The sequence below is a fragment of the Prosthecobacter fluviatilis genome (genome assembly GCF_055388355.1).
This window is the reverse complement of sequence record NZ_AP043782.1, coordinates 5,960,460-5,975,133: the sequence shown is the minus strand read 5'-3', so window position 1 is coordinate 5,975,133 and position 14,674 is coordinate 5,960,460. Positions and strand designations below refer to the sequence as shown.

At 61.1% G+C, this 14,674-nt stretch carries 8 protein-coding genes; 2 read left to right on the top strand and 6 right to left on the bottom strand.

Annotation, left to right across the window (positions count from 1 at the left end; translation table 11 throughout):
- Nucleotides 1-49: 49 nt before the first annotated feature.
- Complete coding sequence (locus ACZ5WW_RS23300) at nucleotides 50-2,209, bottom strand: cyanophycin synthetase (RefSeq protein WP_377163431.1); 2,160 nt, start codon at nucleotides 2,207-2,209, stop codon at nucleotides 50-52.
- Nucleotides 2,210-2,331: 122 nt separating this feature from the next.
- Here ACZ5WW_RS23300 and ACZ5WW_RS23295 point away from each other — a divergent pair, with 122 nt between their 5' ends.
- Both ACZ5WW_RS23295 and ACZ5WW_RS23290 read left to right on the top strand, forming a co-directional pair.
- Nucleotides 2,332-3,156, top strand: a complete 825-nt coding sequence (locus ACZ5WW_RS23295) for an MBL fold metallo-hydrolase (RefSeq protein WP_377163429.1) — start codon at nucleotides 2,332-2,334, stop codon at nucleotides 3,154-3,156.
- 35 nt (nucleotides 3,157-3,191) lie between these two features.
- The gene (locus ACZ5WW_RS23290) at nucleotides 3,192-4,076 is read left to right on the top strand and encodes an NAD(P)-dependent oxidoreductase (protein ID WP_464694191.1); all 885 of its coding nucleotides are present in this window, start codon (nucleotides 3,192-3,194) and stop codon (nucleotides 4,074-4,076) included.
- Nucleotides 4,077-4,095: 19 nt separating this feature from the next.
- Here ACZ5WW_RS23290 and ACZ5WW_RS23285 read toward each other — a convergent pair whose 3' ends face one another.
- From ACZ5WW_RS23285 to ACZ5WW_RS23265, 5 genes are all read right to left on the bottom strand, one after another.
- Entirely contained in the window at nucleotides 4,096-6,789 is a 2,694-nt protein-coding gene (locus tag ACZ5WW_RS23285) for a carboxypeptidase regulatory-like domain-containing protein (protein ID WP_377163427.1), read from the bottom strand.
- Nucleotides 6,786-9,374 (bottom strand): hypothetical protein, encoded by a 2,589-nt coding sequence (locus ACZ5WW_RS23280; protein WP_377163425.1) that lies wholly within the window; start codon nucleotides 9,372-9,374, stop codon nucleotides 6,786-6,788. Before ACZ5WW_RS23280 ends, ACZ5WW_RS23285 begins: the two co-directional genes overlap by 4 nt.
- A gap of 223 nt (nucleotides 9,375-9,597) precedes the next feature.
- A complete protein-coding gene (locus tag ACZ5WW_RS23275; protein WP_377163423.1) occupies nucleotides 9,598-10,992 on the bottom strand; it encodes a DUF1501 domain-containing protein in 1,395 nt (464 codons plus the stop codon).
- 5 nt (nucleotides 10,993-10,997) lie between these two features.
- Nucleotides 10,998-13,373 carry a PSD1 and planctomycete cytochrome C domain-containing protein gene (locus ACZ5WW_RS23270; protein ID WP_377163421.1) on the bottom strand — a complete coding sequence of 792 codons (2,376 nt, stop codon included), beginning with the start codon at nucleotides 13,371-13,373 and terminating at the stop codon, nucleotides 10,998-11,000.
- 59 nt (nucleotides 13,374-13,432) lie between these two features.
- Nucleotides 13,433-14,662, bottom strand: coding sequence for a polysaccharide pyruvyl transferase family protein (locus tag ACZ5WW_RS23265; RefSeq protein WP_377163419.1), 1,230 nt, complete (start codon nucleotides 14,660-14,662; stop codon nucleotides 13,433-13,435).
- Nucleotides 14,663-14,674: the final 12 nt, after the last annotated feature.

The following is a 14,674-nucleotide window of genomic DNA, read 5'->3' as shown; positions in this document are numbered from 1 at the left end:
GCCGGTAGAACACGCATCTTCGAACCCGGTTCCTTCTTGGATTACGAATTTATTCGTAAGTGCTCAACCCCTTAATGATCACCTCGTCGGCCAATCCGTAAGCCCAGGCGGCTCCCACGGCGGCGAGGACATTATGGACATTGAAGCTGAAATGACCGGTGACAGGCAGGGCCACCTCGCTCAGACCGCAAAGGCGGCGTTCCTTGTCGCCTTCAGCCATAAGCACCATGTCTTCCCGGACAAAAACAGCACGCCCACCTTTGGCCAGATGGGCAATGACCACAGGATTGTCCGCAACATGCGAGATGAACAGTACGCTGCACAGGCAGTGCTCAGACTCTGCCATGCCAGCCACGTAAACATCGTCGGCATTGAGCACGGCCGTTCCCTCAGGCAGCACCACGTCCACCACGCAGCGTTTCACCTTGGTCATCTGCTCCAGGGAGTCGATATAGCCCAGCCCCAGATGCTCGGGACCAACATTGAGCACCACGCCGATCTGGCAACGGTCATAACCAAGACCTTCGAGCAGAATGGACTCCGCGCTGCTTTCGCAGATGGCAACTTCTGTCCAGGGGTGCAGCAGCACTCCGTGCGTGCCGCTGGTACGATCTCCCGTCTTGGTGCATGAGAAGCGATCTCCAAACTGAAGACCGCCGCTGTGGCATACACCGAGATACTTTCCTGTGGCCTTCATCAGGTGAGCCAGCAGCTTGACGGTGGTGGTCTTCCCATGGGTGCCGGTGACGCCGATCACAGGAATGCGGCCATTTTTTTCGGCGGGAAACATCATGTCGATGATGGCTTCCCCCACAGGCCGCACCTCGCCCGTCGCAGGTCGCAGGTGCATGATGAGCCCCGGGCTCGCATTCAGTTCCACGACCGCCCCGCCCTGTTCTTCGAGCGGTTTGGCAATATCCGTACAAACCACATCGACACCGCAGATGTCCAGCCCTGCCACCTGGGCGGCGATGGTGACATGTTCACGGTTGCGCGGATGCACCAGACCGGTGACCTCTGTGGACCAGTTGGCAAAACGAGAGATCAGCACGCGTTCGCCGTCATTGGGGATGGAATCTGGCTGATAATCCTGTTTCTCCAGTTCCTGGAGGATGGCCGGGTCCCATTCTTCCGTGTCAATTTTGGACCATGGGCAGAAGTCGCTCACGCCACGCAGAGGGTTGGTGTTGAGCTGGGTGTCCACCAGCACGCTGATCGTGTCGGCACCGTTGCCCATGACCACTGCGTGGTCACCACGGCTGGCGGCAATCAGCTCCCCTCCGACGACGAGCAGCCGGTGGTCATTGCCAGGAATAAAGCGTTCCACCATCACCCCTTCACCTTCAGTCGCCGCAGTTTGAAATGCACTCTCCACCTGCTCACGTGTGGTGAGGTTGATGAAGACTCCGCGCCCGTGATTCGCATCCTGCGGTTTCACCACGACGGGAGTCCCGATGTCTTCAGCAGCCTCCCAGGCATCGTCCGGATTGGCCACGACACGTCCTTCAGGCACAGGCACGCCCGCTTTTCTCAGAAGGGTGCGCGTCAGGTCCTTGTCCTGTACAATGTGCTCCGCGATCGCCCCTGTCCGGTCGGTTTCAGCCGTCCAGATGCGGCGCTGGTTTGCCCCCTGGCCCAGCTGCACCAGGCTGCGCCCCTCCCGGAGCCGCCGCCATGGGATGCCACGCTTTTCAGCTGCGGCGATGATGGCATTCGTGCTCGGCCCCAGAGCATTGCGGTCCACCACACGCTTCATCCGCGCCACAGCGTCTTCGATGTCATAATCCTTGCCGGCGTACCCGGCCAGCAGGATCTCACGCGCTTCACGCATGCAGGCCTCTGCCACCACTTCATCGAGGTATTCGATGACCACTTTGTACAAGCCCTCCACGCACGTCTCACGCGCTTTGCCAAAACCCACCGTGTGCCCGGCCAGCGTCTGCAGTTCCAGGGTCACATGTTCCAGAATGTGCCCCGGCCAGGTGCCTGTGTCGAGCCGCTGAAAAAAGCCGCCACGCTCGCCAATGCTGCAGCGGTGCTCGATCATCCCTGGAAACCACCGTTTGAGCTGATCTGCAAACCCGGGAACGATATCAGACGAAGTGTCTTTGAGGCCGCCCAGATCCACCCAGGCTTCCAGCACACGGTCATTGGTCCAGATGTTGGGTCCGCGCAGAAAGTGGATTTCACGAATATCGAGGTCGGTCATGGCGCGCCGATGTTACTAGCGAGTCCGCTCGTGGCAAGGATTCCCGCAGGCAGTTCACGCTTTGTAACGAACCGGCGGCACATAGGCCTTGCCTTCGCCGTGAGAACGCCTTGAATCGGCCCATGCAACTCCCCCTTGAAGACCTTTTCAATGACGTGATCGCCAAGTCCATGCGCGGCCTGGGCCTCAGTGAGACCGAGCTGGCCTCCCGCTCCGGCGCGAGCGTCGAAGACATTGCCGCCGTCAAAAATGGCACCGCCAATGATGCCGTGCTTCGCCAGATTGCCCCGCATCTGAACCTGCACGCCGCATCCCTGGTGGCCATGGCTCACAATGAATGGCGGCCGCACCCGGTCATGGTGCCTGGTTTGGAGCAGTTTAACACCCCCTACCACGACATGACGGTAAACGCCTACCTGGTGTGGGACGCAGAGACGAAGAACGCCATCGCTTTTGACACAGGAGCGGATGCCGCCCCCATGATCGACTTCATTCAAAAGAGAGGCCTCAATTTGAGCCTGATCTTTGTCACGCACACTCACGGTGATCATATCGCGGACCTGGCCAAACTCTCCGCCGACGGAACGGTGACGGTTTTTGTGCATGAGAAAGAATCCTGCGCGGGTGCCAAGACCTTCAAGCTCGGCGACGCCGAAGCCTGGGAGTCCGGCGGACTCCGCGTGGAGCCACGCAGCACCTGGGGTCATTCCAAAGGCGGCATCACCTATGTGGTCAGCGGCCTGGAGCGCCCGGTGGCGGTCGTGGGAGACGCGCTCTTTGCCTCCAGCATGGGTGGCGGCATGGTTTCCTATGCCGATGCTCTGGCCACCAACCGGAAGGAAATTTTCACCCTGCCCGACAACACTGTCATCTGCCCAGGCCACGGCCCTCTGACAACCGTCGGAGAGGAAAAGGCGCACAATCCGTTTTATCCCGAGTTCAAGTAAATCCAACCAGTCCAAGCCAACCTCATTTTCTCATTATGTCCCAGACCGTTGCATTTGTCGGAGTCGGTAAAATGGGGGCCAACATGGCCCGCCGCCTCAAAGATTGTGGCTGCAGCGTCACCGCCGTCCTCGATGTGAACACCCAGGCCGCCGCCGAACTGGCCACCGAGCTCGGTTGCAAGGCCTGCACCAGCCTCGCCGAAGTCACCACCGCCGCAGATGTCATCTTCACCGTGGTGACGAACGACGCCGCCATGCGTACCATCTTCCTCGGCAGCGGCGACAACCTGCTCACCAACGCCAAGGGCAAGATTTTCATCAACTGCGCCACCCTTTCCCCTGCCATCCACCGCGAAGTGCATGCGGCTGCTGAAAAGGCGGGCGCGCACAGCCTGGAGGCCTGCATGGCCTCCTCCATCAGCCACGCACGCGAGGGCAAGCTCTACCTCATGCTCGCAGGAGATGAGGCTGTGTACAAGCAGGTGCTGCCCATGATCGAGCAGATGAGCGTGAACCGCCGCTTCATCGGTGGGCCAGGACGCGCGGCCGAGGTGAAGGCGCTCGTGAACATGGTCATGAACATCAACACCGCCGGTCTGGCCGAAGGCCTGGGCCTTGCCGCCGCACTGGGACACGACCTGAACATGATCCGTGAGGTCTTCAGCCAGACGGGTGCCAACTCCCGCGTGCTGGAAACCGACAGCGCCGACATGGTGGCCCGCGAGCACGACTGCTGGTTCTCCGCCGAGCACGCCGCCAAAGACAGCGGCATCGCCGCTGACGTGGCCAAAACCGTAGGCCTCAGCCTGCCTCTCAACGACGCTACCAAGGCGCAGTATGAAAAGATGGTCTCCCTCGGCCTAGGAGGGCTGGACAAGTCCGGCATCGCGGAGCTCACCTTCAAAGGACGCCACGCTTAGAGTTATCGGCAGGGCTGCTCTACTGCGGAGCAGCGCCGACTTTCAGCACCTCCAGCTTCTTGACCACCTTGTGGCGCTCCAGTTCACGAGCGCCGCTCGAGGTCTTGATGATCAGTGTCTGACCGATGCGGGCGGGGATCATGGCCTCCTCCCCGGCCTCCAAAGAGCGGACAAACAACTCGTTGTCCGCCCCCGGAGAAAGACCAAAGACACGGACCGCACCTGCATGATTGTTGGTGATGACGACGTCTGACGGATCGCCTGCATTGGCCGGAGGTTTGATGGCGGCTGCGGGCTGCGGCTTCGGAGATGGCAGGCCCGAGCTTTCAGGAGTCGGTTCTGCCCGCATGACCTGGGGTGCTGCAGGCTGCGGAACATTGGGCAAAGGCTTTCGAGCACTGACAAACGCCGGCTCCTTGATCTCAGCAGCCTGCGCGTTGATGGCGGGACGCTTTGGCTCCTTGTCCGCGCCGCAGTCAAACTGCGCCAGAATCTCCTCGCGCCGCGCTTCCAAAGGCAGATCGCTGTAGGTTTTCAGAGAGCGGCGGCGGCGGACCAGATCATCGATCTCCGGCGTGCTGAAGGCTGCAGGATCAAACGGGGCCGTGCGCTGGCGCTCGAGGGTTTCCATTTCACGGGCGAGCACATCCCGGCGTTGAAGTTTGGTGTTTAGGTCCGCCTGGGCAGTCCCGGCGGTGCGGTTGAACTGCGTCTGCAGATTCGCGATGCTGGCTCCCATCTGCACATCCTGATTTTGGATGACCTGCATCTGCTGGCGGATCTGCTGAATTTCCGCCTGATGCTGCTGGATCTCCACCATGATGGCCTGGGCACCCATGCCCTGCTGGGGCGCACCCGGAATCATCGGCCGTACGCCCGGCCGCATCGTGGTGGGAGGCTGCGGCTGCTGGGTGGCCTGCATTTTCACCTGGTCCTGCGCCATGCATGCGGCGATCTGCTGCATGCGCGCGTTCAGCGCCTGCAACTGCACGGCGTTTGCCTGCTGTTGCTGCATGAAGCCGGTGGCCTGAATGCGATACTGCTGCTGGGCCTCACCCACCGTGGCCTGCAGCGCCTGGATTTCAGGATCGAGCACGGCCGCCTCTTTGCTCAGCACCGCCTGACGCTCCGCGATTCGGGCGAGCCCGGCCCCACGTTTCTCTGTGACGTCTGCCAGCAGCTTTTCGCGCGCGGCATCCTCCGCCGTTTTGAGCTTGCCGTATTCCCCGGCCACATGGTCACGGCCCCTCATGCACTCAGTCTGAAGCTCTCCCTTGAAGGCCGCCAGGAGATCCCTTTCCAGCAGGACATCGTCACCAGCGCCTACCATATCATGCCACGGCCCTTTGACCAGCCCCAGGCCGATGCCGCAGACATACGCCGTGCCCTTCGCCGCCGGAGTGGATGGACGGCTGGCATCATGACTCTGCGCCAGCGAGCGGATCTCACGCACGGCATCTGGCACCTGATGCTGGCAGAGGATCAGCCACACGCGTGCTTCACAGGCGCGATCCCACCAGGTGCTGTCACTCTTTTTGCCAATCGCCACCGTGAGACTTCGCCGGGCCGCATCCAGGTCTCCGGCGCTGAGCTGCGCGAGCGCGCTGGCGTAGTCCACGCTGCAGTCTGCGGCATCCGCTTTCACGGCGCGCTGAAAGGCCCGATCCGCCGCCGCTCTGGCCTGCGCGGAAGTGCCCCAGCCTTCATTGAGCATCGCGCGCACATAGCCATGCAGCAGTTCATTGCATGGGGTGAGTTCAAACACGACGTCCCCGTCCTTGTCGCATTTCACCGCAAGCTTGCCCGTGAAGGGATTGCACTCTGGTGCGTCGATGGCGACTGCATAATCCCCTTCCGCGAGATCTTTGACGGTGCATTCACCTTTGGCATCGGTGACAAAGGGCTGGTTCAGAGGCGTTGGCAGGTTTCCCGAAGGCTGCAGCACCACCCGCGCGTTTGCCACCGGCAGGCGCGCGTCATTGGCGCGGTCATTGCCGCTGCTGATGCGTTTGATCACGAGCACGGCCAGATCGCACCTCTCCCGCTTGGGCGGTGTTCGGGAGATAAAAAAATCATGCACATACTCCAGGGTGCCCTGCGGCACGGCAAAGCCGCGACCGTCATCCTCCGCTGCAAAGCCTGCTGCGGTCACGCGATAGGCGTAGTCTGCAGGTGGCAGGTTTTTGATTTCGTAATAGCCGCCAGGCGAGCTGGCCGTCGCTGTGGCCACCACCTTTCCGCCAGGACCGGAGAGCAGCTCCACTTTGGCGCCGGGCTGGGGGCCGAGATTCTCGCCTTTCTCCGTCTGACCATACACCCGGCCATGCACGGCTGGCTGCACAAGGTTTGACTGAGCTGGCGCCGCACCGGGCCGCGGCTCGCGCGAAAGGAGGAAATCATGCACAAATTCCCGCGTGTCCTGCGGCATGGTGAAGCCGCGCATGGCATCCTCATCGCGAAATCCGGCGGCTGTGATCTTGTAGTGGTAGGAGCCTGCCGCCAGCACGGGAATCTGATAGTAGCCGCTGGCATCCGTGGTCACCGTCGCGCCCGCCGCGCCAGGCTCGCCCTTCAGCTCGATCTTCGCTTTGGCCACAGGGCCGAGGTTGCCGCCTTTTTCGTCCTGGCCATAGACGCGCCCGTGCATGGAGCCATCCACGGCATGCAGCAGCGGCATAGCCAGCAGCAGGAAAACAAGCAGGAGCGTTTTCATGGCGTGTTGTCAGGAACCAGACGCACACCCAGTACTCCCACGGCATCCGTCGCATCCGCGGTGTTGAGCGAGACCATGTAGGTGAGCGTCACGTACATCGTGCCCGTGCCAGCCTGTGCGGTGTAGGCTGGGAAATTAAAAGCAGGCGGACCGGCAAAAGAGTAACTGGCGCCGTTCACAGGATCGAGCGGATAACCTGCAAAGTTGTTGGCCGCCATGCGATCAAATCGCAGAGGCATGTCCACCAGCAGCAGCGGCTGATTTTTCGCCAGCGGCACCGCCGGGACGGGGGCGGTGGTTTGCAGCGTGAAGAAGGGCTGCGCACTGAACGGCAGAGGCATGATGTTTCCGGCGAGGTTGCGCCGGATGGGGCCGCTGCTCAGCTCCGCACGGGCAAGCACCTGCGCCTTGCTTGCGGGAGAAGCGCCGCCCACGAACGCGATGCAGGCCACGGCGCGCAGACCATTGGCAGCCGCCGGCATTGGCACCACTCCCTCAAACCTCAGCGTGATCAGCTCGCTGCCATCGCCGGTGGGGCGCGCCGCCGTGCTCCAGGCCGGCAGCGTGAGCGGCGGGGGAATGCTTTCATGGCTGGCAAAGAGCAGCCCAAAATGACTGCCGTGCTCGGCATTCAGGCTCCAGGCATTGCGCACGGCCAGCGGGTCCGCCAGCGTCATGCCCTGCCATTTCAAAAACGGTGGAGTGACTGCTGGCGTGACCTGAAAGCTCGGAGCGGGCGCATTGCCAGGACCGAAGGGCGGCAGGATGCCGCCTCGCTTCAGGCCCACGGCGGCGGCGGTGGTGCCCGCAGGGAACAAAGGCAGCAGCGAGCCATTGGCCGCGGTTATCACATTTCCCCACGGCCCCAGGGCGGTGACGCGGGGCTGCACATACAGATAAAGTGCCTCGGCGGAGGCTGGAGCCAGGAGAGCGGCAATGGCGGCACGGTTGATCGGAGGCATCACCACACTCGTAGCACCGGCAAAAACACCGGACTTGGTAGCCATGGGTGTGACAAGCACCGGCACAGGCTTGTGCGGGAGCACGGCAAACAAATCGACGCGCCAGGAGGTGATGCCCGATGTGTTGCCACCCACGCTCCAGTTCACCGTCACAGCATCCCCATCACAGACAATAGGTGTGGCGGGAGCTATGCGCACACCGCTGATCAAGGGGGCCGCAGGCGGGGGCAAAGGAATCAGAAGCTGCGCCAGCGCATTGAGCAGCGGCAGCAGCCCACCGCCAGGCGGAGGCAGGCCGCCGGGCAGAATGGTGCGTATCGGGGGCAGCAGCGGTGGTGGCGGCAGCGGAGGCACCGGCGGTACGACGACCAGTGGCGGAGGCTCCGGCGGGAGCGGAGCTGATGGCGGCGCACCCGGCAGTGTCATGCCAGATTTCCAGACCGGTGTTTCCACCGCGGTGGGGGTGGGCCGCATGAGATCGCCCGCTTCGTTAAAATATGCAGCGGGCGTAAGCCACAGCGCGGGCAGTGTTTTCTGGTCGTCGGACTGCTTGTCACTGTCATAGACCACCTGCCCGTCAGCCTCGATTTTCACACTCTGAAGCTGCGCACGATCTGGCACTTTGCCTTCCGGCACACCGCTGCCGATGACACCCACCCCAGGTGTGCTCAACACCTCCTTCGTCAGCGGATTCATCGACAGCTCAAACGCCGCGAGATCAAAAAGCTGCGGTTCATTGGCATCGCGCAGCGGGTCCATCTCCGAGGAAAGCAGAAACTTCCGCGCTCCCGCCACAAGATAGAGCGGATTGCGCGTGCCCTGCTGCGGTCCTTTGCCGCCGGTGAGCGTGATGCGCACGCTCTCCACCTTGGCCGCAGCTGGTGGTGCGGGATTCAGCTCCTCATTGCTCTCCTCAAACCATGGAACCGCACCCACGATGCGGCCGCTGAGCGCACGGACCAGCGCGTATTCAGTCTTGTGCTCCGCCTTCTCGACATCGCTCAGTTTTTTGGCATTCGTCTTCGCCTCATAATCAGGGAGCAGTTTCATGAGGCTCGCACGGCTGGAGGCCAGCTTCTCCTGCGCACGGGCGTCCACGAGACCATTCGCGGCGAAGAGCTTTCCATTCACCTCGATGCGATAGCCCGCCAGCACCCAGTCGCTGCGTCCCTGCGAGGCAAAGCCGATTCGCTGCAAATCCCCGCACTTCACACCGCTGAGCAGTTGCTGCGAAGTGCGCAGAGCATCCAGTCCGGCGTCATCATCCTTCGCCGAAAATTCAAACGTGGCCATCTGGCCCGGCTGGATGGCAGCCGCCATGCCTTCGAGTGATGACTTGTGCGGAAACGCCGCAAAGGAGGGCTCCCGCCTCACTCCGCCCAGGGGATAGAGCCTCAGTGGAAAGCCAAGCCCCAGATGCACATCCACCGGCTCGCTTAGAGCCGCCCCATCCGTCCCGGCTCCCAGCGTGATCTTGATCGACTCCACCGGCTCATCCGGAGACAGGGAACCTTTTTCAAAAGGCGTTCGCGGAAGTCCCTCATGCTTCACCAGCACCTCCATTTCTTCGCCGCTGGCAGCTGCTGGCTGCGGTGCCACTTTCGCCAGTAGCGATGGATTCACCTTGGTAACATACAAGGCTCCGGCACCGATCGCTCCGCCCATCAAGAGACCTATGAACAGCCTGCCCCATCCAGAAGATGGCCTGACAGAGGATGAATGATCATCAGAGGAACCGTCTCGCATGGCATTTTTAGGGGAAGGAGTCCGCCTGCAGCATACAGACCAGCCTGTATGGAATTGGTTCGATATTACCGCCCAGTCTAGCGCATACGCAATCCCAATCTTAGGCAATAATCCCCATTACCACTTCACCGCTCACATTTGTCAGCCGGAAATTCCGACCGCCATAGGAATAGGTCAGCCTAGTGTGATCAAGTCCGAGAAGGTGAAGGATCGTCGCATGCCAGTCATGAATGTGCATCGGATTCAGCACGGCCTTGTGCCCCACTTCATCCGTGGCTCCATAGGTGAGCCCCCCCTTCACTCCACCGCCTGCCATCCAGATGGAGTAGCCTTTGTGATTGTGATCGCGACCATCACCGCTCTGTGCGTAGGGGGTGCGGCCAAATTCACCGGCCCACACCACCAGTGTGTCCTTGAGCATGCCGCGTGCCTTCAAATCCGTCAGCAGCGCGGCAATCGGCTCGTCGGTGGAGACACAGTTTGTGGCCAGCTGCTCACGCAAGCGGTTGTGATGATCCCAGTTTCCAGGGGAGGAAACTTCAATGAACCGCACCCCAGCTTCAGCCATGCGGCGCGCCAGCAGGCACTGCCGAGCAAACTGATCCTTGCCCCGCCCGATGCCATAGAGCTTCAGAATGTGCCCAGGCTCGCTACGCAGATCGAGCACCTCGGGAACCTCGCTCTGCATGCGAAAGGCGAGTTCAAACGACTCGATGGCGCCCTCAATCTCGGGATGGAAACCATCGCGCTCCAGTTTGCGTCCATCCAGGCCGCGAATGAGGTCGATCTGCGCCCGCTGGATATCGCGGGGAACGAGAGCATTTGTGATGTTCTTCATCGGCGGCCCAGGTGCAGCATCCTTGTTTAGCAGTGCCGCATAGAGCTCTGGAAGCTGCGACCCGCCAATGCGCGTCCCCTGGCAGATCGCAGGCAGAAAGGCGCTGCCGTAATTCTGTGCGCCACCATTGTCCGCCGGAGGATTCAGCGTGACGAAGCCCGGCAGATTTTCATTCTCAGAACCCAGCCCGTACAACGTCCATGCACCGATGGAAGGTCTTACGAACTGAAAGCTCCCGGTGTGCATCTGGCCAAAAGCCTGTGCATGATTTGGCAGGTCGGTGTGCATGGAGTTGATGATGCACAGGTCATCCGCATGTTTCGCGAGTCTGGGATACAGCGTCGTCATCCACTGCCCCGAGTTGCCAAACTGCTTCAACGGATGCACGGGACCAAACAGCTTCGCGCCCGCAGCATCACGGCCAAGGCTCGCGGTCTGGCCGTTTCGTTTGATCAGCTCCGGCTTGTAGTCAAACAAGTCCACATGCGAAGGTCCTCCACGCATGGTGAGGAAGATCACACGTTTCGCACGCGCGGGAAAATGCGGGAGCTTTGCTGCAAGGCCGCTTTTGGCCTGAGCCATGGCTGAAAAAGCCAGCCAGCCAATGCCCGACGACAGCGTCGTCAGCATCTCACGTCGTGTCTGGATCATCTTCATGGCATTTAATCGGCAAAGCGAAACTCGGCGCTGGCAAACAGTGACTGGCAGAATGCCTGCAGCAGTTTGAAACCGTCCTGGGCGCCGGTGTGGAGAAATTTTTCGGACAGCGCGAGTTCGCCTGCGTCTGGCTGGCGGTTGAAGCAGAACTGAAATGCGGCCTGCACACGTTCGGGCGAAGATTGGATTCGCTTTGCCAGCGCCTCCGCCTGCTCCTGGACAAAGGGGCCGTTAAGAAGGTAAAGCGCCTGCAACGGCACGTTTGTCACATCACGATTGCCCGTGACGAGATTGGGATTGGCCACATCAAACTGCTCCAGCACATCGGGCAGATGATCCCGCAGGACAGGCAGATAGACCGAGCGACGCTTCGATCCATCGAGGTCAGAAGGCAGTTTGGCATTGAAGCCGATGAGCGAGACCGACTGCCCGTCCAGCTCCGCCACGAGCGATCCGGGCCTGCGCGAGGTATCGAGCACACCCGCCACAGCAAGCATGGAATCACGTATCACCTCAGCATCGAGCCGGCGCTTGTTCGCACGCCACAGCAGCCGGTTGTCCGGGTCTTTTTCAAAGGACTCGCTGCGGTACGTGGATGCCTGCCTGTAGGCTTCAGACATCACCATCTCCTTGATCAGTTTTTTCACCGACCAGCCACCGTCCATAAACCGCAGCGCCAGGTAATCGAGCAGCTCAGGGTGGCTTGGACGCTCCCCGCTGAAGCCAAAATTATCAACCGTCCGAACGATGCCAGCACCCAAAAGATGCCGCCACACGCGATTCGCCATCACCCGGGCGGCGAGAGGGTTTTCACGGCTGACGAGCCACCGCGCCAGCTCCAGCCGACCGCTGTGCTCCTCTGGCATGGCTGCGCCGCTGCCCATGACTTTGGGAAAGCCACGCGGCACAGATTTCACCGGACGCGCGATCTCTCCACGGTCGTAGAGCTGCGAATCCTGGATGCTTTTTGCGTCTTGAACGCCCATGCACAAAGGCAGCGCATGCCCCTGCTCATCCACAGTTTCAAGCTGCCCCTCAATGCCACCACGATTCCACAGGATGCGAATGGCTGTGGCGAGTATCCGGTGATACTCGCCGCTGATGTCACGCCCGTCGGCTTTCGCCTTTGCGACATACTCATTTTGGGCCTTTTCCTCGGCTTGCAGCCTGACAAGATCCTCTTTGAGCTGCCTCACGCGATCCGCGCTCAGCGGCCGGTTCGGAATCACCTGCCCCGGCAGCCCGGGCAGGCGTATGAGATGGCCGTGGTTGTTGTTCTCTGAGTCGATCCAGTTGCCGTAGAAAGTCTGCGTGCTTTTAAAAATTCCAGCAAGCGCGTAGTAATCCTCCATGCTGAAGGGCTCGGTTTTATGATCGTGGCAGCGGGCGCAAGCGATGGAGCTGGCCAGCACTGCGCGCGTCACGGCATCGATCTGTTCGTCAGCCACATCTGCGGCGAATTGCGCCTTGTTCATCTCGTTGAGCCCTTTCGGACCAAGAGCGAGAAACCCTGTGGCAATGAGCAGCCGGGCACGCTCTGCATCTCCCTGTGCGGGAAGCAGATCCCCCGCGATCTGCTCGATGATGAAGCGATCAAAGGGTACGTCTGCATTCACCGCGTCGATCACATAATCCCGATAACGCCAGGCGTGAGGAAAGGTCAGATTGGACTCGCGGCCATTGGATTCGGCGTAGCGTGCCACGTCCAGCCAGTGGCGGCCCCACCGCTCGCCAAAGCGCGGGCTGTTCAGCAGCCCGTCCACCGTGGCTTCCAGTTGATCCATGGAAAACGCCGCGGCCTGTTCCGGTGTAGGCGGCAGGCCAATCAGATCGAAATACAGCCTGCGCAGGATGATCACCGGCTCTGCAACTGGCGCTGGCTCCAGCCCGTTCTCTTTCAGCTTTGCCTGGATGAAGCCATCAATGGTGCCGCCGGCTGCCCTCGGCTTTTGATAGCTCCAGAAGTTTCCGCCTGACTCCAAATCGACAGGCGGACGCTCCGCAGCATTGATGGCCGACTCACGCGGATCAGCCGCGCCTGCTTTGATCCAGGCTTCAAAGTCAGCAATGACCAGCTCTGGCAGCCTGGGCTTTTTCGGCGGCATTTCGAGATCAGGATCGCTGTGTTTGATCGCTGAGAGCAGCAGGCTCTTTGCTGATTCGCCAGGCACCACCGCCGGCCCGGTGTCACCCCCCACGCGGATGCCCTGCCTGGTGTCCAGCATCAGCCCGCCCTTCGCTTTGCCTGACTTCAGCGAGTGACATTCGTAGCAGTGCCTCACCAGCACCGGACGGATTTTGGCCTCAAAAAAAGCGGCGTCTTCTGGCAGCGCGGCACCCGCGCAGCAGCAAAAGAGGACAAGACACAAGGCGGGCTTCATGGTCTGGGACAGCCATTTCAGGATTAATCAGTGACTGTACCGCAAAAGCACCGGCTTTGTCACGCCGGGAGATGGCTCTTCACCACGTCCATGCTGGCGGCAAACTTGGCCATCACAAACTCGCGTGCCTTTTCGGCCTTCGCCTTTGAGCCAGCGGGGTCTTTAGCCATTGCCAGCACGGCGGCGGCCACCTTTTGCACTTCGTCCTCCTTGTCGAGATCGAAAAGCCACTCGCCCAGGCCGATGTCGCGCCACATGTAGCCCTTGCTGGTCTGCTCGGCCCAGCGGCACACGATGGCGGGGATGCCACTGCCGATACACATGATGGGGCTGTGCATCTCATGCCCAAAGAGCCCGGCGCTGCGGCGGTAGGTGCTGATGGCCTCGTCCGTGAGCCAGTAGCTCTCCCGCCATACCACGCGCGCCTTCACTTCTTCCGGCAGCTTGTCGTAGAGCATCTCCTTGCCCACCTTCATCTGCGTCTTGTCCTCCGGGCAGAGCAGGATATTGAGGTCGGTGTTATTGATCACGCTCACGATGGCATCCAGCAGCGGCTTGCCGTCATGGTCCATCATGGCCTTGTTACGAGCGTCCTTCTTTTCATCAATGGCCGCCTTCTTCTCCGGCAGCGTCCAGTAAGGTGTGTTGCGCAGGCGCGGGATGCAGCAAAGGAATTTCCCCTGCTCCAGTCCGTGCTCCTTCAGGAAGGCCTCGGCCTTCGCATCATCCTTCAGATCGACGGCGAAGGCTCCGTCCGGCCCGTACTCCATGCGTGGGCAGGTGCAGCCCATCTTCTTTGCCAGCTCCAGTGAAACGGAATCGCGGAAATACACAAACTTCGCGCCGCTGAGCACATCCACCGTTTTCACGCTCTTCGAGCTCTGCTGGCCGGAGAAGGTGATGCCGTACACACCGTAGGGCTTGCCCGTGGCCTGGCTCCACTTCACCACATCCGCCTGCGCCACCAGCGAGGGTCCGGAGCCGTGCAGCAGGAAATCGCACTCCTCAAAGGCCTTCTTCACCGCCTCCCCCTGGATCACCTGCACCTTAGGAAAGCGTGCAGCCAGCATTTCGGCCACGCCATTGTCCAGCTTGCTCGGCCACAGCCGCATCTCCACCTCTGGCAGATGTTTCTCCAGCAGCGCCAGCACGCCCGGCGTGTGGCCGATGTCGCCAATGTTCACCGTCTGCCACGAAGATCTCAGGATAAGCCGTCTGGGTTTTTCGGCAGCGATGGCCGAGATGAATGGCAGGGCGGCGGCAGAGCGGATGAAGTGGCGGCGGTTCATGGGTGATTGTCA

Coding starts and splice junctions, on each gene's coding strand:
- ACZ5WW_RS23300 (WP_377163431.1), bottom strand. CDS start 2,209: ATGACCGACCTCGATATTCGTGAAATCCACTTTCTGCGCGGACCCAAC.
- ACZ5WW_RS23295 (WP_377163429.1), top strand. CDS start 2,332: ATGCAACTCCCCCTTGAAGACCTTTTCAATGACGTGATCGCCAAGTCC.
- ACZ5WW_RS23290 (WP_464694191.1), top strand. CDS start 3,192: ATGTCCCAGACCGTTGCATTTGTCGGAGTCGGTAAAATGGGGGCCAAC.
- ACZ5WW_RS23285 (WP_377163427.1), bottom strand. CDS start 6,789: ATGAAAACGCTCCTGCTTGTTTTCCTGCTGCTGGCTATGCCGCTGCTG.
- ACZ5WW_RS23275 (WP_377163423.1), bottom strand. CDS start 10,992: ATGAAGATGATCCAGACACGACGTGAGATGCTGACGACGCTGTCGTCG.
- ACZ5WW_RS23270 (WP_377163421.1), bottom strand. CDS start 13,373: ATGAAGCCCGCCTTGTGTCTTGTCCTCTTTTGCTGCTGCGCGGGTGCC.
- ACZ5WW_RS23265 (WP_377163419.1), bottom strand. CDS start 14,662: ATGAACCGCCGCCACTTCATCCGCTCTGCCGCCGCCCTGCCATTCATC.